The organism is Cupriavidus necator (assembly GCF_040578825.1).
GTDB lineage: Bacteria > Pseudomonadota > Gammaproteobacteria > Burkholderiales > Burkholderiaceae > Cupriavidus > Cupriavidus necator_E.
Genome location: NZ_JBEFLI010000060.1, coordinates 1 through 22548 on the forward strand (window position 1 = coordinate 1; position 22548 = coordinate 22548).

General features: G+C 59.3%; 16 protein-coding genes and 3 pseudogenes. 13 read left to right on the top strand and 6 right to left on the bottom strand.

Features of this window, described 5'->3' with window-relative positions; translation table 11 throughout:
• Positions 1-582: 582 nt before the first annotated feature.
• Positions 583-1103 (top strand): annotated as a pseudogene (locus AB1I47_RS24770) (ISKra4-like element ISBte1 family transposase); the annotation flags it as partial.
• A gap of 7 nt (positions 1104-1110) precedes the next feature.
• On the opposite strand, the gene AB1I47_RS24775 reads toward AB1I47_RS24770, so the two are convergent.
• Complete coding sequence (locus tag AB1I47_RS24775) at positions 1111-1365, bottom strand: hypothetical protein (RefSeq protein ID WP_354686386.1); 255 nt, start codon at positions 1363-1365, stop codon at positions 1111-1113.
• Between the two features lie 594 nt (positions 1366-1959).
• Between AB1I47_RS24775 and AB1I47_RS24780 the strand changes: the two genes are divergently transcribed.
• The 3 genes and pseudogenes from AB1I47_RS24780 to AB1I47_RS24790 all read left to right on the top strand — a co-directional run.
• On the top strand, positions 1960-3084 hold the full coding sequence (locus tag AB1I47_RS24780) for a patatin-like phospholipase family protein (protein ID WP_354686357.1): 1125 nt from the start codon (positions 1960-1962) through the stop codon (positions 3082-3084).
• A 63-nt stretch (positions 3085-3147) separates the two neighbouring features.
• Complete coding sequence (locus AB1I47_RS24785) at positions 3148-4098, top strand: ComEC/Rec2 family competence protein (protein ID WP_354686358.1); 951 nt, start codon at positions 3148-3150, stop codon at positions 4096-4098.
• A gap of 185 nt (positions 4099-4283) precedes the next feature.
• Positions 4284-4523: pseudogene (locus AB1I47_RS24790) on the top strand (MBL fold metallo-hydrolase); the annotation flags it as partial.
• Positions 4524-4643: 120 nt separating this feature from the next.
• Here the strand turns inward: AB1I47_RS24790 and AB1I47_RS24795 are convergent.
• Positions 4644-5075, bottom strand: a complete 432-nt coding sequence (locus AB1I47_RS24795; RefSeq protein WP_354686387.1) for a hypothetical protein — start codon at positions 5073-5075, stop codon at positions 4644-4646.
• Between the two features lie 379 nt (positions 5076-5454).
• Here AB1I47_RS24795 and AB1I47_RS24800 point away from each other — a divergent pair, with 379 nt between their 5' ends.
• The 6 genes and pseudogenes from AB1I47_RS24800 to AB1I47_RS24825 all read left to right on the top strand — a co-directional run bounded on the left by AB1I47_RS24800 (position 5455) and on the right by AB1I47_RS24825 (position 12024).
• Positions 5455-6528, top strand: a complete 1074-nt coding sequence (locus AB1I47_RS24800; protein ID WP_354686388.1) for a hypothetical protein — start codon at positions 5455-5457, stop codon at positions 6526-6528.
• A gap of 173 nt (positions 6529-6701) precedes the next feature.
• Positions 6702-8025 (top strand): annotated as a pseudogene (locus tag AB1I47_RS24805) (IS4 family transposase).
• A 116-nt stretch (positions 8026-8141) separates the two neighbouring features.
• Complete coding sequence (locus AB1I47_RS24810; protein ID WP_354686359.1) at positions 8142-9161, top strand: IS110 family RNA-guided transposase; 1020 nt, start codon at positions 8142-8144, stop codon at positions 9159-9161.
• A gap of 453 nt (positions 9162-9614) precedes the next feature.
• On the top strand, positions 9615-10442 hold the full coding sequence (locus AB1I47_RS24815; protein WP_354686360.1) for a hypothetical protein: 828 nt from the start codon (positions 9615-9617) through the stop codon (positions 10440-10442).
• Between the two features lie 2 nt (positions 10443-10444).
• On the top strand, positions 10445-11197 hold the full coding sequence (locus tag AB1I47_RS24820; RefSeq protein WP_354686361.1) for a caspase family protein: 753 nt from the start codon (positions 10445-10447) through the stop codon (positions 11195-11197).
• A 110-nt stretch (positions 11198-11307) separates the two neighbouring features.
• A complete protein-coding gene (locus AB1I47_RS24825) occupies positions 11308-12024 on the top strand; it encodes a hypothetical protein (protein WP_354686362.1) in 717 nt (238 codons plus the stop codon).
• Between the two features lie 191 nt (positions 12025-12215).
• Here AB1I47_RS24825 and AB1I47_RS24830 read toward each other — a convergent pair whose 3' ends face one another.
• The gene (locus tag AB1I47_RS24830) at positions 12216-12458 is read right to left on the bottom strand and encodes a hypothetical protein (RefSeq protein ID WP_407935906.1); all 243 of its coding nucleotides are present in this window, start codon (positions 12456-12458) and stop codon (positions 12216-12218) included.
• Between the two features lie 155 nt (positions 12459-12613).
• On the opposite strand from AB1I47_RS24830, the gene AB1I47_RS24835 reads away from it, so the two are divergent.
• Positions 12614-12859: a hypothetical protein gene (locus AB1I47_RS24835; RefSeq protein WP_354686364.1), complete on the top strand. Its 246-nt coding sequence runs from the start codon at positions 12614-12616 to the stop codon at positions 12857-12859.
• A gap of 947 nt (positions 12860-13806) precedes the next feature.
• Here the strand turns inward: AB1I47_RS24835 and AB1I47_RS24840 are convergent.
• Both AB1I47_RS24840 and AB1I47_RS24845 read right to left on the bottom strand, forming a co-directional pair.
• A complete protein-coding gene (locus AB1I47_RS24840; RefSeq protein ID WP_354686365.1) occupies positions 13807-15315 on the bottom strand; it encodes a M81 family metallopeptidase in 1509 nt (502 codons plus the stop codon).
• A gap of 110 nt (positions 15316-15425) precedes the next feature.
• Positions 15426-16745, bottom strand: a complete 1320-nt coding sequence (locus tag AB1I47_RS24845; RefSeq protein ID WP_354686366.1) for an MFS transporter — start codon at positions 16743-16745, stop codon at positions 15426-15428.
• A 142-nt stretch (positions 16746-16887) separates the two neighbouring features.
• Here AB1I47_RS24845 and AB1I47_RS24850 point away from each other — a divergent pair, with 142 nt between their 5' ends.
• The gene (locus tag AB1I47_RS24850) at positions 16888-17850 is read left to right on the top strand and encodes a LysR family transcriptional regulator (RefSeq protein ID WP_354686367.1); all 963 of its coding nucleotides are present in this window, start codon (positions 16888-16890) and stop codon (positions 17848-17850) included.
• Positions 17851-18405: 555 nt separating this feature from the next.
• On the opposite strand, the gene recD2 is transcribed toward AB1I47_RS24850, so the two are convergent.
• A complete protein-coding gene (recD2, locus tag AB1I47_RS24855) occupies positions 18406-20595 on the bottom strand; it encodes an SF1B family DNA helicase RecD2 (RefSeq protein WP_354686368.1) in 2190 nt (729 codons plus the stop codon).
• A 135-nt stretch (positions 20596-20730) separates the two neighbouring features.
• On the opposite strand from recD2, the gene AB1I47_RS24860 reads away from it, so the two are divergent.
• Positions 20731-22509 (top strand): hypothetical protein, encoded by a 1779-nt coding sequence (locus AB1I47_RS24860; protein WP_354686369.1) that lies wholly within the window; start codon positions 20731-20733, stop codon positions 22507-22509.
• Positions 22510-22548 lie beyond the last annotated feature (39 nt).

Below are 22548 nucleotides of genomic sequence, written 5' to 3' on the forward strand. Positions count from 1 at the left end.
CGCCAGCTTCACTGGCGTTGCATGGCGGCCTCGACTCATCCCGTCATGATATCGGAGGCGATTAATTATTCAACCTATTTAAGGGATGTTGTACTAGCACAGGCGGAAAGATACAGGTGGCATTCATGTATGACGGCGGGGGCTATGGAAATCTCCTGCTCGCGCCGTCTGGTGCGGCGCTGTCAGCGCGGAACAGCGCCAGCCTCTCGCAAGAAGCAGGCCACCCGTATTTGCACCACGGTACGGCGCCGGGGGCTTCTGGATGAGGATGGCCTCGCCATTATTCCCGGTTCCGCCGGCAGGAACATTGGGGAAAATCCCACGTTAGGCACGGGCGCGCTTCTCAGGGCGCTGCAATGCCGCCTGAACCGCTGTCTACGCCACATATATGATTTTGGAACCACTTCATACGCCCATGGGCCGGACGGACGAACATCTGCATCAGTTCATGATTCGAGTCCGGCGGTACGGCGACGCCGGGGAGGGCGCTCTGCAATTTTTCCACGACGGCTACCGCTCAGATGCTGAGCGCTTTCACTCTGCGCGAGCACGAAGGCTTCGTCTACGTGTACGATTTCAATGGCCGATCGTATGTTGAATTTCCTGCTACGTGAAGGTGTGCAACTTAGTCAACCAGTGATCTTTCTGTCGGATGGAGACGATACAGTCTGGTTTGCGCAGCTCGGCTTTGGTGACCGCAGTGAGTACGTTCTCGATTGGTTCCACATCGCCATGCGGATACAGAACCTCGAACAGATGATTACTGTAAGGGCCGGCCGGCACACTACGACGGTCCTAGCAACGCGGCCTTGATCAAGGCGCTGCATGGCGCCAAGTGGCACCTGTGGCACGGCTGCCCCTATCCAGCGTTGCGCCGATTGGACAGCCTCGGCTGGGATCTGGATGCCGAGGCCAGCCCCGAAGAGGCCAAACTCCTAGGCAACATCGTCTACCTGCACATCAAACGGCATTGCATCGTGAACTACGGTGACCGCTATGGGCATGGGGAGCCCATACATCCGGTTTCGTCGAGTCGGCCGTCAACTTGGTGGTGAGTAAGCGGTTCGTCAAAACGGCAGCAGATGGCTTGGCGGCCTCGGCACCGAGGGTTCAAATTCTATCGGGGCGACATCTATTCTGCCGCGGGGGGAGCTGGAGCAGGCCCGCGGGGCGGTGACGCTCGCGCAGGAACGCGCTGAAGCCAGTGAGCGGCGCAGCTTGCGCGAAGTGGACCAGGAGCGTACGGCGCGCCACGAGGCGCGCGATGCGGCCGTGGCGCAGGTGGAGGGACGCGCTAAGCTGGAAGCGCAGGCCGCAGCGCTGGTCATGCAACACTCGAAACTGGTCGCCAATCGACACGATCACGCTCAATCCGGAGCGCGAGCTTGCCGTGCCCACCGGTATCGGGAGGATCGTACCTTGGGCGTTCGAGAAGCGTTGCAGAATTGCGTTTGCCCCGCCGCACGAAAGGTACGATCAAATGCGCCGGTATGACGGATCGCGCGGCGCGCCACGCCTGACGGCCTGCAGCCGCGGTCCGGGAAGTGCCGCCCGATTCCTAACGCGCGTTCGGGGAGGCCATTCATCATCCCGCTACCGATAAATTCGTGAGCCACAAAGCCATGAGGCAGGCGCGCATTGACTCGAGGCGGTCGCAAGATTGCCGCATCGCGCGTAACGCAGCGGCAAAGCTCTCGCGAAAATCCCGAAGGAGAAAATTGGGGTGTAATGCTATTGCGTGCGCCCCACCAACAGGGGGTGCACAGGTGCCTTTGAAGTATGCGCAAATACTCGGTTCTCTAAGATATCGGCGCTTTCTTGCTATCCGCACGGGCTAGCTGCACAGTCTGCAAGGCTGGCGGTTTCGTTTCGGAAGTGCGGCAAAACAGCAGGCTGGAGTGATCGCGTAAGTAGCTGATATTTCTTGATGCACATTTTTATGACTCGCAAAGGACATGAATGGCCGAACGTATAGGTCTGGCGCTATCCGGTGGCGGGCTGCGGGCCATGGTCTTCCATGCTGGCGTGCTGCGTTGGCTGGCGCAGAAGGAGCAATTGGAGCAGGTCTCTGCTATCTCTTCCGTATCCGGAGGTACCCTGATAACAGGCCTGGTCCTACGCCTGAACGGTTGGCGCTGGCCTAATTCTCACACGTACTTGCACGTCGTCTTGCCGAAGATACGGGAGTTGCTGACAACCGTGTGCCTGGAGCGGAAAGCTCGCGCGCTATTGCTATACCGCCCCGACAATTGGCGCTTTCTGTTTTCGCGGGCCAATGTGTTGGCGATGGCCATGGATCGCGCCTGGGACATTGACATCACACTGGACCAGCTTGACCCGTCGCCCGCTTGGTCGATCAACGGGACAACCGCGGAGACTGGCCGTCGATTCCGCTTCAAGGAGGAGCGATGCGGCGACTATGAGTTGGGTTACGCCGCCGCAAAGAACTTTACTGTTGCGCAGGCGATGGCCGCTTCTGCGGCGTACCCTCTGCTCATCGGCCCGCTGCGCATCGATGCGGCAGGCATGGAGTGGTTCAAAAGACCATCTTGGGGCGGCACTGAGAGCCACGAACTGGCTGTCTCCAGCGCCTATCGGACGCTCCATATTATTGACGGGGGAGTCTACGACAATCTCGGCATGGAGCCCTTCTTTGACATCGGGAATCAGAGCCTCAAGGGCGTAGATCATTTGATCGTTTCAGATGCCGGCGCTGTCCTCGAACGCACGGCGTTGCCCGCCCAATGGCGATTGCGAAGGCTCTCCAGGATCCTGGAGATCTCGATGGACCAGGCCCGCGCGCTACGCGTGCGGCCTTTTGTGAACGCGATCCTAAAGGACAGGTCGGTCGGTCGGTATTATCAGATCGGAAGCGTGCCGCAGGAGAAATTGGCTCAATTCGCTGCGGCGTCTGGTGCGCGAAGCGATGGCGCCTGGCTTTCCCGACAGGAGGTCGAACGTGCCGCGAGTTGGCCGACCAATCTCAAGGTCGTTTCTGCAGAGGTTTTCGATTTGATTGCGCAGCATGGATATGAGACGGCCGACTGGAATGACATGGCGTTTTCCCAAGCGTCGGTTGTCTGACGTGATTTCTGGATCAAGATGAGTGTAAATCCGTGGGTTGACAAGCTCCGTGCTAGCACGGGAGTGAAAGCCGTTAAGACGCGCTTCCGTGCGTATCAGATTGGCGAGGCCGGTTCGTCCTACTCGTATTGGGCGGACGGTCACTTCACGTTGATCGAGGCGCGCCGCACCGAGGCCTATAGCAACAAGACACTGGCGCACGAACTTGCGATTTGCGGCAAGAAGACTATCGATACGCTGCATATCACTAGCTGGGATGTAGATCACTGTAATCCAGGCGACTTGGAATGGATACTGACCAATCTGAAGCCACAACGGGTCGAGTATCCAGGCTATTCGCCTCACACCGATAGTGCTGAGCGAAGCCTGAAGCTGATTACCGCCTACCGTACCGCCGCTTCCGCTGCTGGAAAGGTGACGGCCGTGCAAATCACGCCGTCCTATATTTCGTCGTTGGAAAAGAGCAACCATCTCGGGTACAAGGACATCCTTTACCACCCAAAGCAAATCTACGAGAACAATTCGAACAACAATTCGACGGTCAAGGTGTTCCGTGGGGGCACCTTCAATGTCGCCAGCATGGGGGACGTCGAGCATGCAAACATCGGCTCCTACCTACGGAGCTGCAGGATATTTAGCAGCGAGGTGGATGTACTGGTGCTGCCGCACCATGGCGCGCCAAGTGATATCACGACGAAGAAGTTCCTGGAGCAAGTGAGGCCCAGGCTGGCCATCTGTACCTCGAATTACGACAACCAGTACAGCCATCCGTGCGAGGAAATCCGCGGGATCCTGTACGAGTTGGAAATCCCCATCTTCACTACCAAGACCGGTGATGTCATCATCGAATCGATTGGTGGCCACACTGCGGACTTCCAACTTACGAACCTGATGGCGAATTCGCAGAGGGTTTCATCGGCCTCGCAATACCGCGCCAAGAAGTCGGAACTTCTGCGCCAGAACGCCGATACGATCCAGAACCGATATAACCCCGGCTTCAAGGGATTGCGCTAGCCTGCGCTACGGATCAACACGGTGGAGGAGTGCCCCCAAATGTCTGGCCATTCAGGAATTGCGCAAATGCGTGACATGTGGACTGCTTGCCTCACCGCCGAGCGGGCGGCGCCACAGTCACGGACGTTGCCGACAGCACGGCGCGACATGCCTCGCGAGTGCCCCACATCTTGCGCGAGGGTCGAATGAAAGCGAGGTCCGCAGCGACCCTAAAGGTCGAGCTCATTGCCGTCGGTCACGGCGACGCGTTGTTATTGCATTGGAACCCGCAGGAGGGACCCGCTTCGACCATCCTTGTGGACGGTGGGCCGAAGGCTGGCGGGCAGCGGATCGGGGAAACGTTGAGTCGGGTAGGCGCCCGCGAGATCGATCTGGCGGTGCTGAGTCATTGCGATGCCGACCATGTAGATGGGTTGCTCGACTATGCCAAGCAAGCCGATCGGCTGCCCATCCATCGCTACTGGGGGCCGTGCCTACCAGCCTTCCAGCGGCATAGTTGGCTATTTCCAGCCCGGGTACAGCGCGGCTTGGATCAGGCTGAAGCATTACAGCAGGCTCTCGGCCCCGGGTGTGCGGTGTCGTGGCCCGTCGAGGGCGCTTCCTGGATCAGTCCCGATGGGGGGTTGTCCATTAAGGTCCTGTCCCCCGCCGGCCGGGTGATCGAGCGGCTTCTGACCAGGGACGACGCGCTGAGCCTCTTTCTGGAGCAGCCGATGCCACTTGGATGGCTGTTGTCGGATGAACTGGAGCCCCCCATTGAGGACGACCTCGAGGAACTCCGGCTGGCGATTGCTAATGGCGAAATCACGTCCGATCGCATTCCTCTTCATCTTCCTCCAGCACTTAGACCGGGTCAGCAGAAGGAGCTGAAAGCACAGGCCGCCGCACACGGCGTGGACCCCGAATTTTTCGGGAATTCGGTACTGAATGACACGTCCATCGTGCTGTTGGTCGAGGCCCGTCTCGGAGTCGTCCATCGGCGCCTGCTTCTTACCGGGGACCTTGAGAACTTTACCTATCTGATGGCGCGTTGGCCGATGGGGCTCGGCTGCGACGTCGTGAAGACGCCGCATCATGGATCCTATTCGTTTGTTGACCGCGACAGGGCCTATGACGCGGTCTGGCAATGGCTACGCCCACGGGCCGTGCTGGTAAGCGCCAACGGCAAACACGGGCTGCCGCGTAGCGATTTTCGCGATGCCGCGCTGCGCTACGGCGCAACGTTGTTTTGTACATCTCGGCGCGCCCGGGAGATCGTCAGCGGTCCCATGACCGAGCCGTGTTGCCACACGCAGTATGGGTGTGAAGGACGCCAACAGGAATCGGTCTCGCTTTCGATCACGAGTGCCGAAATTCATGCCGAAGGTGTCGCTTGCGCGCGGGGGGAGTCTATCGGGCGTCATGCCAATTATCCAAGTGCGACAGCACGTGGTCGAACCCAGTCCCATCCTGAGTACGCTGGCCGACACGGAAATCAGAAAGCACACCGACTGGGCCGTCAGATGGCTGCGGGCGCTACATCAGGAGCGCCGCAGCCGTCCGGAACAAGCCGAACTAGCGCCGAGTTCGGTGGGGGCCATGCGCAAAGCCGCCGTCGCCGCGAATCGCCTCGCTGCCGCCGTGGAGTTGGAAACGATACTCGAGCGTGCGGAGCGGGAAGGAAAGGTATGGCTCACGCGGCGCGATCGCTACGCGCCAGAAAATCGCGAGGTCTGGATCCGACCCAACGCCGACGATCTGACGGCACTCAAAACCTGGGTCGATCAATACCTGATCATCCAGCTTGGTGTAGCAAGCGCCAGCACAGCGTCCGGCGTGGAGGAACTGCTATTTGCCGCTGATGTGAGCTGGCTCGCCGATCGGCTGGCGGAACGGCTGGCATTTCCGCGCGCGATGTTCGCGGACGGGATCTGGCCAGTGATCGTGGCGCATCTCCTCGAGACACGCACCATCGGTGTCCGGCGGATCGGCGACAATATCGACAACGCTTACGGTGCCAAGTTGATCCTGACCCTGTTCCAGGGCCATGACGTGGCCGAGGCGGCGGGGGCGCTGACCGCCGAAATTAAGCCGTCGGACTGTTCCAGTATCGGGACATATTTGACACAGTCCGTGTGGACGCTGCGCCGTAGCCACATTGCGCTGTCATGGCCGAGTGTCCTGATGAATCGCGTGTCACCCGTGTGGCTGAAGGAGCATGTGTTGCCCCCGAGCGGGCTCATGCGGGCGACCGGCAGTGGCATCCTGTCAGCGGCACCATTACCGGACGCAGAGCGGGACGCTATTGTGGAATGGATGGACCGCAACGTTTATGGAAGTAACTACCGGATGACCGATCTTGACGAAGCGCTCGTGCCAGCCGCATTCCCCGGCCTGCTGCTGGCTGGATTTGACATCGTCAGAAGGCCATCTGCGGACCGAGCGCGCTGATAGACCATGGCGGCCATTTGGGCGAACCACGGTGACAAGCCTGAATGCATCCCCTTATACAAAAGTAGTACCGTCTCCGCAGAGGGGCATGAAGCCTGAGGCTACGGAAATTTCGAGGTAAGGGGTTGTTAACTTCGCCAGACTCGCGTTTACTCTCGGATTTGCGCGCTGCAATGGGCAACGAATCGGGGGCATGGGTGGACGAGGAATTTGAGAGTCTGGATCTTGGTGATCCGCGGCGGGATCGGCGCGCCAAGGAATTGCTCAAGCGGTTTGCAGCCCTGCCTACGGCGAGCATTCCCGGCGCATGCGATGACTGGTCCCAAACCATTGGGGCGTATCGTTTTCTCGGCAATGAGCAGATCGATTGGCGGGACGTGATGCAGCCGCATTGGGAACGCACGGCGGAAAGAGCTGCACAGTTTCCGGTAGTGCTGTGCATCGCTGATACAACCGAGCTCAACTTTAATGGCCAGGAGATCGAGGGACTCGGGCCGCTGAGCTACGAAGCCCAGCGGGGCATGTATTTGCATCCGACCTACGCGGTTACGCCAGACCGGGAGCCGCTAGGGGTGATCGATGCTTGGATGTGGGCCCGGGAGCCGAAGGACGCCAATGGCAAGCGCAGCGGGATCAAGGAAAGCGTACGCTGGATCGAGAGGGTACGAACGAGTTGCGGAGCAAGCCGCGCAACTGCCCCAGACACGACTGGTGTATGTGACGGACCGCGAAGGTGATATTGCCGAGCTGATGTTGCGGGCCCAGGAACTTGGCCAGCCGGCCGACTTGTTGATCCGCAGCCAACACAACCGCAACCTTGATGAGGGCGACAAGTTGTGGGATAGCGTCGGAGCCAGCCCAGTACTTGGGAACATCGCCTTTATCTTGCCAGGCCGTGCAGGCCAGAAGGCGCGAGAGGTTAAACAAGAGCTACGCGCAAAACGCATGAGGCTGCCCGGTCTGAATGGCGCTGCGCTCACCTGTGTAGAGGCCAGGGAGATCGAGGCGCCCGCAGGTGTCAAGCCAGTGGTTTGGCGGTTGCTGACGAACCGAGAAGCGCGGGATGCTGATGCTGTCATCGAACTCGTCGAGTGGTATCGAGCCCGATGGGAAGTGGAGATGTTTTTTCATGTCCTGAAGACAGGCTGCAAGGTCGAGGCGCTACAGCTATCGCAAATGGATCGTGTGGAGCGTGCCTTGGCGTTGTATATGGTGGTGGCGTGGCGCATTGCCCGGTTGATGCGGTTGGGCAGAACCTGTCCGGACCTGGATGCGTCCCTGTTCTTCGACGCCGACGAAATTCGGGGAGCATACGTGCTCGCCAAGAAAGCTCGCCCGAAGACACCGGTCACACTCAATCAGATGATTCGGTTGGTTGCTTCCCTGGGCGGGTTCCTTGGGCGCAAGAGCGATGGCGAGCCCGGCGCCAAGACGATCTGGATCGGTATGCAGCGAACTATGGACGCCGCGCTCACCATTCAAGCACTACGGGAATGAAATGAACGCGTCCCACCCGTGAACGTGAGAGTAGGGAAAGTGTATCCTCGCGGGCCATCGGCATCGACGTGCCCAGTGGAAAATGCAAGCATTTCCCGGCAACCGGAGGATCCAAAATGAACTGTATGGCAGTGGGCGTGGATACGGCGAAGACGGTTTTTCAAGTGCACTACATTGACCCGGAGACAGGCGAGATTGTGAACAAGCCGATCAAGCGAGCGAAATTCCTAGAGCACTTTGCGAACCGGGCGCCGTGCCTGATCGGGATGGAAGCGTGTGGTGGAGCGCAACACTGGGCAAGGGAGCTCACGAAGCTGGGCCATCAGGTCAGGTTGATGCCGGCGAAGTTCGTCAAGGCGTTCAACATGGGCAACAAGAACGACTCGGCGGATGCCCGAGCGATCTGGCTGGCAGTCCAGCAGCCGAGCAAGGCAGTGGCGGTGAAGACCGAGATGCAACAGGCGATGTTGGCACTGCACCGGATGCGCGAGCAATTGGTGAAATTCCGGACGATGCAGAGCAACGCTCTGCGCGGGTTACTGACGGAATACGGCGAGGTGATGAGCAAGGGACGAGCGAAGTTGGACAAGGAGATTCCGGCAGTGCTTGAGCGGGTCGCAGAACGCCTGCCGGCAGTGCTCGTCGATACGTTGCGGGACCAGTGGAACGGTCTGGAGAGGTTGGATGAGCAGATAGCGCAGATTGAGCGGCGCATGCGCGAATGGAAGAAGGAAGACCAGGCGGTGAAGGCGATCAGCGAGATTCCCGGCGTCGGGCTGCTCACGGCCACTGCAGCAGTCGCGATGATAGGTGACGCAAAGGTGTTCCGCTCCGGACGAGAGTTTGCCGCCTGGGCTGGACTGGTGCCGAAACAGACGGGCTCGGGCGGCAAGGTGAACCTGCACGGCATCTCGAAGCGCGGAGATACGTATCTGCGCACGCTCCTGATTCACGGTGCGCGCAGCGTATTGACACATGCGAAGGAACCCGGACCGTGGGTCGAACAAATGAAGAAGCGACGGCCACCGAATGTCGTAATCGTGGCGCTCGCTAACAAGATGGCGCGCACGATCTGGGCGGTACTAGCGCATGACCGTGCGTATGAAAAGGACTACGTGAGCAAGAAGCCGGCCTGACCTCAAGGCCACGTTCAAGATCAACGTTTGACACAGGGTGAACGTCGAAAGGTTGCGTTGGCAATCGTGAGTGATGACAAACCAGGTAGGACCGTGACTCGCTAAACCTGAATGACTCTCCGGGCTTCTAGTTCGCTGCGGGAATGAGGTGCGAGTCAGCGAATTTCATCGGGGCACGCAGCGGTAGTACCGGCTGCAAGAATGCCGGATATAGAGCTGCAGCCCATCCTGTCTGTCGGAGCACACGAAAAACTAGCGCAAAGGGGCGCGTTCATATAGAAGAGTCATGACTTTTGTATAAGGAAATGGCCTGAATGTCCCACCGGTATCCCTTGCCGATCGCCGTTATCCGCTAGCAATACTCGTAAGCGTGCGAACAGAGTCACTGCGCAAGCGCTGAGGGGTACAATCCATGCCGCGTTACACATAAAAACTCTATCAAGAATAATGACAATGTGGGTGAGAGAAAAAAAAGAACCGCAGTGTGAATTTGGTCAATATGAAGAGATTTGGGGTGGGCACAGAGGTAATTGCAAACGGATCATTAGAATCACCGCGGACTATATTGTTCTTGTTGACAGAAACAAGAACATAGATTGGGAGACAACAAAGTCCTACGATGATTCGCGATCGCTAGAGGACAAGAAGAATGTCGAGAAAACGCTCAGTCAGTGTTCGATTGCCGAGCATAAGCCGACCAGCGGTCTGAGCGAGGCCTCCGTGTTGAGCTTCAAGACAATTGTCGGGGAGGCAATTGTCAACTGCCTGGAAAACAATTGTGAAGGTGCGACCGAGATTCTGGTGCAGGCAGATGAATTCCGATTGGATCGTGTGGTTGAGAAATCCAGGGAGTGGTATCTGAGCTTTACGGTGGCGCTAACTGCGATCCTGATATCCATTGCCTTGATTTTGAATCGAGGCAATCTAGCGCTTTGTGAAGATATTGTACGCAGCATCGATATTGGCTCCTGGGCTATTGCCGGGGCCTGCCTTTCGATAATCCTGCGATCTGGTCGCCTGCAGCATGCGAGTTATGCGGGAAAGTATCTACACTTTATCGAGTCAGGATGCCGTCTTGTTGGCGGATTCATTTCGGGGCAAATTGTTTATTTAGGCGTCAAATCAGGAATTATATTTTCCAGTCTGGTTGTTGAGGGCAACTCCCAGTACATCATTCCCCTTCTGGCGTTATTGGCTGGTGCTAGCGAGAGATTTGCGCCATCCATCATCACCAGAATAGAGGATTCTGCTTCAGTTACTGATCCCGTAAAGGAGACCTAAAAGTGGTGTCGCGCAAGGCTTTGATCATAGGTTCGCCGGATGAGAAAATTCCGGGTGTAAAGGTCGATGTGGAGAATTTGAAGAGGTTCTTCATGTCGCCTGTTGGAGGACTGTGGTATGAAAGTGAAATCACGACGCTAATTACGCCGTCTGCGAGCGATATCCGGGCGGAGATCGAGATTTTGAAGCGGAAGGATTATTCCCTGATCTTCTTCGCGGGGCACGGCTACCATTCCAACCAGCGCGGCAGCACGATTTTGCATATCAATTCACGGGAGACCATAAATAGCCTGGAGTTGCGAGTTGGTGCCGAGAAGCATACGCTGATTCTGGACTGCTGCCGGAAGCGGGAAGATGAGAAACGCGTTCTCAAGGCCGCAATGGAGTCAATGACATTCGATTCTGCAAGGGGGCAGGCATTAACTCCTGCGGAATGCCGGCGATATTTCGAGCAGGACATTTCACGTTGCGACGGCGGAATCGTCGTGATGAACTCGTGCGCGATCGATGAAACGGCAGGTGAGAGTGAATCTGCAGGTGGATATTACACCTCCTCGCTAATAGGTTCCGCCAATGAGTGGGCAGGAAAAAGGCTGAGCAATATCGATCTGACCAAGTTATACGCAACGTTTTCGACGCAGGAGAGTCACCATGCTGCGTCAGCACGGGTGAAACTGTTAAGCGGTGGCCGCCAGACACCGGCCTTCGAGGCGCCCCGCGCTGAGAAAAAGTTCCCATTTGCCGTTGTGGCATAACCGAAAGGCCAGTTCGTGCAACTGGCCTTTTTTCTGTGCGCCCGGCATGGGTCAGCCGACTTGGCAGCGTGGATTTCTTAACCTTTTTGGACACAACATCAGGACTTCGAATGCTCACTTGGGATCTTCAAGAAACACGAACTCTCGTGCGCCAGCAGTTCGGGCATGATCAACTCGAACTTGCCCGACAGAGCCTTGGGTCGGCAATTGATCGAGGCGAATACGCCCGCTTCCACTATCGTGAGGCGACCAAGATTCTGGATAAGAAAGTTGAAGCAATACCCAGCGAACGCAGATTGATTGCTATGTTCGGTGCGGGAACTGAAAAAGAACAACGCGACTTTGATGATGCTATTAATAGAACTAGTGCTCACGTTACGGCCTGCGTTCAAAGTCTCCATGCTATTTCAGACATCTTTGCCCACGCTATTTATTATTCACTCGGCTACAATCTTCAAGAGGGTGCGCCTACTCCACGGCGCATTTCCGCGCATTCGGTTATAAGGTTGCTTCAATCTCGCAGACAGAAGTCGGCATTGGTCTATCAGCTAAATCTGCTGGTTAAACATGAGCACTACTCGTATCTGAACGCGCTGGCCAACCATTGCAAGCATCGCAGCTTGGTAAAGCCGTCACTTTGGCTCGACATGACCGAGGTTGATCCAAAGCCTTTTAGACTTAACTTTCAACGGTTCGAATACGATGGTACACTTTATGAAGAACGGGAGGTTTTTCCATTTCTAGAGTGTGCATTCAATCGAATCTCAGAAATTGTCCTGGATGCCGGCAACGAACTAAACGCAGCGCTCCGATCTAAGCTGGCGTAGCGGTCAACTGCGTTGTTGTACCTGGTTGTGCCGAAAACATGGGGCGTGATTTTTGGCGGGCGTCCCATCGTCCCGGAGCAAACCGGCGCCGGCGCCTTTTAACATAACGCCCGTACCCCGAAATATTGCTGCTTGATGGGGTGTTATGTTTGATTGGTAGAGAAGGGCAGGGTGCGAGCGCCGCCGGCACCTCAGTCGGCCGTCGACGCGCAAGCGTTCGACTCGGTAGAAAAGTCGAAATGCGCAGCGGCATACACGGCATTGCACGCCCAGACTTCTTCCCCGTCCTTGTAGAAAGTGACCCATTTGCCGTCGCTGACGCAATGAGCGCCAGGGAAGACTTCGTCATGGCCATTCGAAACGTCCAGGGGAAAGGGCGCGTGCGGCGTGGCCCAGTAGAGGCCGCCCGGTAGGGGCACGATTGTCTTTGGCATGCTCATCAGCCCAGTGTGGTGTCACAGAAGGCGCGGTCCGGCCTCACTACGGCGAAACGGAGGCGGTGTCAATCGTGCAACGACGTAGCGCCGTCTTGTGGCATCTTCGTGTAGTCTAGCCACCAAATCATCTCCTGCTATCCGGTGCGATTTTCATGGCGCGATATCTTCAATTTGTGGCCCGGGCCGTCTGCGTCGGCGCCATCATTGTGATCGTCGCCATCGTCTCCCGACAAGTATATCTGCGCAGCGCTGCGGGGGCTGACGTAGCCGGCACCGATGAGGAAGCCGCGACAATGATGTTGATCCGCTGCGAGACAATGCACGACCGTCTGCAGAATCGGCAAGGTTCGGCCACGGATGCTGACGAGCGGCCACGCGCCCGTTGTCGAGAGTCTTGAATTCGACGAAAGCTCGATCTAGCCGCCAGTTAACCTCTGCCTGTGTAGCGCTGCTAGGCTGTTCGTTCCCGGGCCCGTAGCATTTTGGGCTTGCTTCGTCGGTGCTGTGATGACCTGATCTCGCGCGTGGAGAGTACCGAGCGCTTTGCTGCCACCTCGGAAAACGGTCTCTTGCGGGTTCTGCGAGCGCCATGAAAACAGAGAGCCCGCGGAACTGTGCCAACCTGTGCCAACCCGATATCGTCATGATCATGAAATCATGAAAGTGGCGGCTACCGAATGGTGCAATGAATTGGGCCGCAAAGAGGTTGGCCAACACCCGAGACGCAAGCCCAGGAGGCGATGACTGGCCATTCTGCTCAGGGCCCGAACTATTTGACAGCCCCCAGCCGTACTGCGGCCCAAGCTATTGCACCTTGAAGAAGAATCTCTTGCGGAATAGTGCTCGTCAAGCTGGAATAGAAGCGACCGAAGGTGCGTACCGGGGGGCGTGGTGGAAGCTGCCTTTGTGCCCGGCGCCTTGGCCGGGGCTTGATCTTGTCGCATTCGGTGTTCGGCGGGCCCTTTCCGCCGAACGTTCATGAACCGCCGTTCATCCGCGAAGAGAAGGTCTCTAGCCGACCCTTTATAGAGACGTTCGACTCCAAAGCGCCGAAAGGCCGAGTCGGCCGATAAAGCGACGCTCCTGCCTGCGCCCAGGCCGCTCCAGCGTCTTCGGGCTATGCGGCATGCGAGACCGAGAGCGCGCTGCGACAATTGGGAACTTAGGCGAACATCAGCCCGAGACGATCCTTGAAGGCCACGGCGGCAGATCGCGTCGCGCGACACGAACTGTTCGAGTCAGCGCCAGGCATTGCACCTGTGAGCCCAGCCGCGCCAACCCAGAACGCCAGAGTTCGACGAGGGTGTAAGGCTTCCCCCGCAGCCCCCCCGTCCCGAACTCAACCCTAACCCCAGAACGCCTTCCCCATCGGCTTCATCCGAATCCCCGGCGCCAGCCGAGTCCACGGCAAATCGGCCGGGTCCGCCGTCATCGGGCCGGGCGCCTTGGCGACAAGCACCGCGTGGGCGATGTCCTGGAAGTCGGCGCGGAAGTGTACCGAGCTCTTATTGACGAGGATCTTCATCTTTTCCGGTTCGACGCCGCCTATGCGATAGAGATTGCGGTCGAGCATCTGCGCCTTGCCGCCACTCACCACGATCAGCACGCCGTCGATGCGCAAGCAGGCCACGGGCCCGACGTTGGCGAGCATGCCGTTCATCATCGGGCCGTCATAGCGGCACACGCCATCGGACAGCTTCACGACCTCGAAGCGCCCATGCAGCGGTTCGTCGCCGGGCACGCCGGAGACACCGCCCAGCGCCACCTCGATAAACGCGCCGACGCCCGCGCGATGGGCCGCAGCCGCGACCGCGGGGTCCCAGATCAAGCCGATCGCGGCGCCCTTTGCGCCGTTGCGCAGCAACGCGCGCAGCATGCCGGTTGTATTCGAATCGCCGCCCGCGCCGGGGTTGTCCTGCGTGTCGGCGATGACGACCGGCTTGTCGGCACCGTCGGACAGGCGCATTGCCTCGCGTACGGCGTCGTCGGGCGACAGGAACGGCACCTGCCACGCGGCTTCATCGGCCAGCATCTTGTCATAGAGGGCTTGCACTGCTGCTTCTGCCGACGCGGCGTCGTCACCATAGCCCCAGATCACCGGGCCGCATTCCGGGAAATCAGCCGCCGGAAAGCCGGGCGCGAACGACAGCGAGGCCACACCGCCGGTCTCCAGCGCCGCGAGCTGCGCGTACATGCCGCGCGACGGTTCGAGCAGCGTGCACATGCCGTTGATCGGGATCAGGAACGGCAGCCGGCGCGCGGCGCGATGCAGCGGACGGCAGCCCGCTGCCTGCCGCTCGAGCAGGCGCTGGAGCAGCATGGCCGCGCGTTCACCAGTCTCGGCCATGTCCACATGTGGGTAGGTACGGTACGCGACCAGGGCGTCGGCCTCGCGCAGCATCCGCTCGGTCACGTTGGCGTGCAGGTCGAGCGACGCGACCAGGGGCACGGCCGGGCCGGCCGCCGCGCGCACACGCTCGAGCAGCGTGCCTTCGCCGTCGTCGGTATGCTCGGCGACCATGGCGCCATGCAGGTCGAGGTACACAGCCTCGAAGCCGCCCATGCGAACCGCCTCAACGATCTCGCTGGCAATGCGCTCGAAGGCGTCCTCGGTGACATGGGCCGACGGGCTTGCGCCCGCCCAGATAACCGGCAGCAGGGCCCAGCCCCGCCTTTCGGCCGCGGCGATGAACCCGCCCGCCGGAATATTGACGTCGCGTAGCGCGAGCATGTCATCGCCGCGCACCATGGCCGGGAAGCCCTCGCCACGCTGAAAGTTCGCGTAAGCGGCCTTCGATGGCGCAAATGTGTTCGTTTCGTGCTGAAAGCCGGCGATCAAAATGCGTGTTGCCAAGGTCGTGTCTCCAAGAATTGGATGATGCGCCGGCGGTACAGCCGTCAGCGCAGGCGGCATAACGCCGCGAATAGCGTTGATGTGCTTGCGGAACCTGCGGGCCAGCGCCGTCAGGCTTTCGCCAACGCGCGTTGGGGCGCGGGCAGCCGGTTCGCCACGAGCACCGCGGCGCCCGCGACCAGCAGGGCGACCATGACCAGCAGCCCGGCTTCCATGCTGCCCGTCGCCGTGCGGATCGTGCCAATGATGGTCGGACTCAGGAAGCCGCCGATCAGGCCAATCGTATTGATCAGCGCGATGCCGCCCGCTGCCGCGTCGCCCTTGAAGTATTGCGACGGAATTGCCCAGAACACCGTGTATGCCGCCCACATCATCGCCGTGGCGATCGTCATGCAGAGCAGTGAGACCGCGAGGTTGCCGCTTGCGAGCGTCGCCGCAGCCAGCGCGACCGCGCCGAGCAACGCGGGCACCGCGCTGTGGAAGCGGCGCTCGCCGCAGCGGTCCGAGTTGCGGCCGATGACGACCATCGCGATCGCGGCGCCGATGTAGGGGACCATCGAATACAAGCCGATCTGCATGGTATCGGTCACGCCGTCGGCCTTGAGAATCGACGGCAGCCAGAAACTCACGGTGTAGATGCCGCAGATCATGGTGAAGTAGGCAAATGCCAGCAGGTACACGCGCGGGTCCCGCGCCACTTGCCCGAACGAGTGATGACTGCCGCTGGGCGTGTGCAGGTCGGCGGCGAGCATCCGCTTCTCACTGTCGGTCAGCCATTTCGCGTCGGCCGGCTTGTCAGCCAGCACCTTGAGTGCGAGCACGCCGAGCAGCACGCATGGCAGGCCTTCAACGACGAACATCCACTGCCAGCCGGCCAGGCCGTGTGCGCCGGACAGGCCGGTCATCAGCCACGTCGACAGCGGCGAGCCGAAGATGCCGCCGATCGGGCCGGCGAGCATGACGATCGCCATCACCCCAGCCATGCGCTGCTGGCCGTACCAGTAGGTCAGGTAGAAGATCATGCCGGGTGCGAAGCCGGCCTCGAACACGCCGAGCAGGAAGCGAAGCACGTAGAACGTGGTCTCGTCATGGACGAACATCATGCCCGCCGAGGTCAGGCCCCACAGCACCAGGATTCGGCTGATGGTCTTGCGCGCCCCGATCCTGGGCAGCAGAAGGTTGCTCGGGATCTCGAACAGGACGTAGCCGAGGAAGAAGATGCCTGCGCCGAGTCCGTAGACCGCATCGGAGAAACCCAGATCGCTTTGCATATGGAGCTTGGCGAACCCGATATTCACGCGATCGAGATAAGCGAACGTGTAGCACAGCAACAGGAACGGCAACAGGCGCCAGTTCAGTTTTCGGTACAGGGCCTGACGGGCCGGGCTGTCGTGCGCGGCAAGGTCTTGTGGGCTCGGAATGGCGGACATGTCTCTCTCCCTTAGTACGTATGTTTTCGATGCGGTGTCGATTGGTGGATCGTCGTGCAGAAGAATAAGCAGAGCAAGAGCAACTTAAGTAGACTAATGTTGCTTTTTGGCCAACGCTTCACATGTCGACCGGGATTCCAACATGCGCGAACTGAACCAGCGCCGCTTGCGTTACTTTCATGAGGTACTCACGCACGGCTCCATCCGTGGCGCGGCCGACAGCATCAACACGTCACCGTCCGTCATTACGCGGCAGATCCGGCTGCTCGAGGAGGAGATCGGCGCCCCGCTGTTCGAGCGCCACGCACGCGGCGTGCAGCCGACCGAGGCCGCGGCGCACTTGCTCGAGTACTGGCGCGGCTGCCGCTCCCAGCAGGAACTGTTCGAAGACCGCCTGCAGGCGCTGCGCGGGCTGCAACACGGCCAAGTGCGTATCGCCACCAGCGAGGGTTTTGTCGATGGTCTGATGGACGAGGTACTCACCGATTTCTGCGCGCGCTATCCGAAGCTTGATGTGACCGTGGACATCCTCCCGGTCAACAACGTGCTCCAGGAAGTGGCCGAGAGCCGCGCGCATATCGGCCTTGCCTATAATCCACCGACACATCCGGATATTGAGTACATCGCAACGTCGTCGCAGCCGGTGGTGCTGCTCGTCCACGCCGGACACCCGCTCGCGGTGCGGGGCGGATCAGTCGAGGTGCACGAACTCACCGAGTATCCGCTTGCGCTGATGCCGCCCGCTTTCGGCCTCGGGCAGGTCGTGCAGATGCTCGCCTACGCCGACAACATTCACATCCGCCCGACCCTTACTACCAACTCCCTCGCGGTGCTGCGCCACTTTGTCAAGCGCAACAACGGCGTCACGCTGATCGGCGCATTCGCGGCCTATCGCGAACTGGAGGCAGGCAAGCTCGTTGCGCTGCCAATCGCGCATCCTTTGTTGGAAGCTGCCAAGGCGCGGCTGTTGGTCAAGGCGGGACGGCCGCTCGGTGTGGCAGCCGATACGTTGTTGCACTGCATTCTTCGGGATATGCCGATGTTTGCAGATGGGGGACGGCGCAAGGGAAAGACGGCAGCACGCAGCAGGCGTCGAACAAACTGAAACTGCCACCAAAAATCCGGCTGCAGCCTGCGGCTCGCCGCGCGATGTTGGCATTTTGTTTACGTATGCGGCGTGCGTTCCTGCGGATCTTCGGCGAACCGCCGCAAGCCATCAAGAGCGGCGAGGCGGACGTGGCTTAGCGCGATCCGGTCGCACGCGATGGGTACGTGTTGCAATCAAGGCCAAGGTCTCATTCAGAGCAGCCTTGGCCCAGCACAAGCCGAGCAGCAGCGCCGCTGACAGGACAGGTTTGAGGGGCGGTGATGGCGTAGGAACGGTTGCTTGCGCTAAAGCCGCGCAAGCTGGTCGGCGGCCGCGGACGTTTATTCGTATTTTGCGGTTGATTTCGTCTTGTGCTGTGCGATGGATACCGTCAAACGTCGATGGCTTCGGGGGCGTCGCAGAACGGAGATGAAAGGCCGTTCTAAATGGATCTGCGAGTGGCGTGACAGTGCAGCCGGCGCGAATCACCCGTGGCCTGGAGGAGGAAGCGGGTGTGCCGCCACAGTTGGCCGAAGACGGCCTGGAGGCAGCGTTTGCATTAACACGCGCGGATCAGGGAGATAACCATTCTGCGAGCTTCGACCAGCGACGTTCCGTTTGCTTGCCCTTGACCGCAATCGCCAGTGCACGCTTTTGACCGACCAGTACAACAAGGCGCTTGCCGCGCGTGATGCCGGTGTAGATCAGGTTCCGCTTGAGCATCATGTAGTGCTGCGTCGAGACGGGGATCACCACAACCGGATATTCCGATCCCTGAGATTTGTGGATGGTCGTCGCGTAACACAGCACCAGCTCATCCAGTTCTCCAAATGCATAGGTGACGATGTGCTCATCAAAGGTCGCTGTGAGCTCCTGCTCTTCAGCGTCGATGTGGGTCACAAATCCAATGTCGCCGTTATAGACGTCCTTGTCGTAGTTGTTCTCGATCTGCATGACCTTGTCGGCGACGCTGAAGCGATAGCCAAACTTCTCGATACTGTGTTCGCCCGGCGGGTTCAGCGCCTCCTGCAACATCTGGTTAATGCCGCGAGCGCCGGTGAGACTGCGGTTCATCGGGCACAGCACCTGAATGTCGCGCACGGGGTCCAGCTGGAATTTTCGGGGTAGCCGGGTCTTGACCAGGTCGACAACAGTCCGGGCAACCGCCTCGGGTTCTTCCGCCGGCACGAAATAAAAATCGGACTCTTCGCCTTTTTCCGGGAGGGACGGGAACAGCCCCTGATTGATCTGGTGGGCGCTCCGGACGATGCGCGACGTGGCGGCCTGCCGGAACACCTCAGTCAGGCGTACGACAGGCACCGCGCCCGATTCGATCAAGTCAGAGAGAACCTGTCCCGGGCCAACCGAGGGGAGCTGATCCACGTCGCCGACGAAGATCACCGCGGTGGCGCTCGCCACCGCCTTCAGTAACTGGTTCGCCAGAGGCACGTCGACCATCGAGCACTCATCAGCCACCAGCAGATCACATTCGAGCGGCGACTCCTCGTTGCGCTTGAATTGCCCATTGGCCGGATTGACTTCAAGCAGCCGGTGGATCGTCTTCGCCTGAAGCCCGGTCGATTCCGACAATCGCTTGGCAGCCCGTCCGGTTGGTGCGCACAACAACGCCTTCACCTGTTTTGCACGCAGGATCGTCAGTATCGAATTGACCAGTGTCGTCTTCCCAACGCCAGGGCCGCCGGTGATGACCAGCAACTTTGACGAAAGTGCCAGACGAATCGCCTGCTTCTGGCTATCGGCAAGCTGGATCGCGAGCTTTTTCTCAACCCAGTGAATTGCCTTCTCTGCGTCAAATGCGGTCCATGGCGGCGATCCAGACTTCAGGCGCTTCATTTGCGAGACGATCGAAAGCTCGGCGTTGTACAACGGCGCGAGGAAAACGCTTGGAACGCCGTCAACGGTATCGGCGATTACGACTTCCTCTGCCAGTTCCTGGTCGATCGCATCCTCGATGATGGGTTGCGGGATTTCGAGCAGCTTCACGGCAAGCGACACGAGTTGGCTCCGGGGCAAGCCACAGTGGCCTTCTCCGGCTGCTTCTGACAACGCGTAGGAGACGCCAGCCCGCGCACGCAGCGGGGAATCATGTGCGATACCGATCTTCTGGGCGATGGTATCGGCCGACAGGAACCCGATGCCGCGAATGTCCCGGGCCAACCGGTAAGGATTTTCCGTGACGATAGAGATGGCGTCCTGGCCATAGGTCTTGAAAATCCGCACGGCGCGGGACGTCGAAACGCCATTGCCATGCAGGAAGACCATGATCTCGCGAATGATCTTCTGATCGGCCCAGCCCGAGGTGATCTTTCTGGCACGTATCGCGCCAATCCCCTCGACCTCCCTAAGCCGCTCAGGTGTCTGTTCGATGATGTCAAACACGGCGGCACCGAAGGCTTTGACCAGCCGGCCGGCGTATACAGGACCGATACCCTTTACCATCCCGGAGCCGAGGTAGCGCTCAATGCCGGTCAGCGTGTTCGGTGGCGAAATCCTGACGAAGACCGCCTTGAACTGTCTCCCGTGCTCGCGATCCGTAACCCATGTACCCGACGCCGAGGCGTATTCCCCCGGCGCCACCGTTGGGGTGTGTCCGATCAGGGTGACGAGTTCGCGCTCGCCTTTGACTTTCAGACGCAGGACGCAGAAGCCACTATCGGCGTTATGGAACGTGACACGCTCGACCAGTCCCGCGAGGCGTTCCGGTTCGGGCCTGGGGGCGACGTTGGGGGGGCTTGCTGACATGGATGAAGCGCGGCTTGTTGGATCGCTACTGAAACGCTGACAGGACCGGCATCCTATCGTGTAAGACTACGAGCGAGCCGGAGATGTCGAAGATAATGCAGGTCTTCGTCCCTGAGAAGCACATCCAATTTTGCCATGAACACGTTAAACGAAGTGCTCGCCCGCCTCACCATCGACCAGCTAAAATCGTTGATGCGCTGGCTTCCTGATGCCTCTCCCACCGGCAGGAAAGATCTACTGGTCGGGGCGATCCTGCGAAGTCTCGCCGGGGACGGGCTGCGCGCACTCTGGGATCGTCTGGATGACATCCAGCGGATGGCGGTGGCGGAAACCGCGTACGCCTTGGATAGTTCCTTTGATGGAAACCGGTTTCGGGCGAAATACGGGCGGTTGCCCGACTTCACCATCAAGGAGAATGGCCGCCGCTATTCGTATTATGGACCGCCGACGGCGTTGGGCCTTTTTTTGTATCACCAGGATGGGTGTTACAGCCTGCCCGATGATATGCGCGAGCGACTGCGGACCTTCGTGCCCGAACCCGAGGCCGTCAGGCTGAGTACAATCGAAACGCTTCCGGAGGAGATCGGGGGAAACCGGCTGACGGTGCGACACACCGAGCGCGACGCCATGGTGGATCTGTCGGTTCTAATGCGTCTGACTGATCAGGGCAAGCTCCAGGTCAGCGACAAGACATCGCTGCCTGGCTCAGCCACGCTGCGCCTGTTGACGGAGAGCCTCGCCGGCGGCGATTTCTATGCCCACAAACCAAAGCAAGATCAATGGGATCAGGAAATCGGCCCGATCAAGGCGTTCTCGTGGCCCCTGCTGCTTCAGGCTGCCGGACTGGTGCAACGGAACGGTAGCAAACTGGCATTGAGCACGACGGGGCGGAAAGCTTTGACGTCTTCCCCAGCCAGTGTATTGGGTACGATCTGGAGCAAATGGCTTAAGTCGAGTCTCTATGACGAGTTCAGCCGCATTGACGTCATCAAGGGGCAGAAATCGAAAGGTCGCGTCATGACCGCGGTGGCGCCGCGTCGTGCCGCTATCAATGACATACTGCGGCTCTGTCCGGTTGGAGCGTGGATCGATGTCGATGACATTTCCCGGTTCATGCAGGCGATAGGCCAAACGTTTGACGTGACGCACAACCCGTGGAAGCTTTACATCAGCGACCCGCAATATGGCAGCCTCGGCAATAACGGCTTTCATCATAGTTGGGAGATTCTGCAGTTCCGCTACCTTCTCTGCTTCCTGCTCGAGTACGCCGCCGCCCTTGGCATCATCGATGTCGCCTACATCGAAGCGACCGGCGCGCGTAACGACTTTGGCGACCTGTGGGGGACGGACGATTTGGGATTCCTCAGCCGCTACGATGGCCTGATCTACTTCCGCGTGACGCCGCTGGGTGCCTGGTGTCTCGGATCGGTTGAGGATTACACGCCCGTCCCGATCCAGCCGAGCGTCAAGCTGTCTGTCTTGCCCAGTCTGCAGGTAAATGTCGTCGGCGGAGGCCTGTCAAGGGAAGAATCGCTCACGCTGGATACCTGGGCCGTAGAGGCAACGGACAAGAGTTGGCGACTGGACCGCCAAAAGGCTGTCGGAGCGATTGAAAAAGGGCGCGACATTGCCGAGCTTCGAGCGTTTCTGCAGACCCGGGAAGACCAGCCCCTCCCAGAAACGGTGGAGTCCTTCATCAAGACCACCGAGAAACAGGGCAAGGCGCTGAAAATCTCGGGTACGACATTGCTGATCGATTGTGAGAATGCGGAAATCGCCGCCTTGATCGCTACGCATAAGGAAACAGCCAGTTTGTGTCTACGCGCCGGTGATCGACAATTGGTGGTCAGGCTTGAAAGCGAAGAAAAATTCCGGACTCAAATTCGCATTCTGGGTTTTGGCATGACTACCTGAAGCCCGACCTCGAGGCGGATCACATGCAGCAGATGTTCG

Coding starts and splice junctions, on each gene's coding strand:
- AB1I47_RS24860 (WP_354686369.1), top strand. CDS start 20,731: ATGAACACGTTAAACGAAGTGCTCGCCCGCCTCACCATCGACCAGCTA.
- AB1I47_RS24780 (WP_354686357.1), top strand. CDS start 1,960: ATGGCCGAACGTATAGGTCTGGCGCTATCCGGTGGCGGGCTGCGGGCC.
- AB1I47_RS24850 (WP_354686367.1), top strand. CDS start 16,888: ATGCGCGAACTGAACCAGCGCCGCTTGCGTTACTTTCATGAGGTACTC.
- AB1I47_RS24810 (WP_354686359.1), top strand. CDS start 8,142: ATGAACTGTATGGCAGTGGGCGTGGATACGGCGAAGACGGTTTTTCAA.
- AB1I47_RS24830 (WP_407935906.1), bottom strand. CDS start 12,458: ATGCCAAAGACAATCGTGCCCCTACCGGGCGGCCTCTACTGGGCCACG.
- AB1I47_RS24825 (WP_354686362.1), top strand. CDS start 11,308: ATGCTCACTTGGGATCTTCAAGAAACACGAACTCTCGTGCGCCAGCAG.
- AB1I47_RS24795 (WP_354686387.1), bottom strand. CDS start 5,075: ATGGACGACTCCGAGACGGGCCTCGACCAACAGCACGATGGACGTGTC.
- AB1I47_RS24845 (WP_354686366.1), bottom strand. CDS start 16,745: ATGTCCGCCATTCCGAGCCCACAAGACCTTGCCGCGCACGACAGCCCG.
- AB1I47_RS24835 (WP_354686364.1), top strand. CDS start 12,614: ATGGCGCGATATCTTCAATTTGTGGCCCGGGCCGTCTGCGTCGGCGCC.
- recD2 (WP_354686368.1), bottom strand. CDS start 20,595: ATGTCAGCAAGCCCCCCCAACGTCGCCCCCAGGCCCGAACCGGAACGC.
- AB1I47_RS24800 (WP_354686388.1), top strand. CDS start 5,455: ATGCCGAAGGTGTCGCTTGCGCGCGGGGGGAGTCTATCGGGCGTCATG.
- AB1I47_RS24815 (WP_354686360.1), top strand. CDS start 9,615: ATGTGGGTGAGAGAAAAAAAAGAACCGCAGTGTGAATTTGGTCAATAT.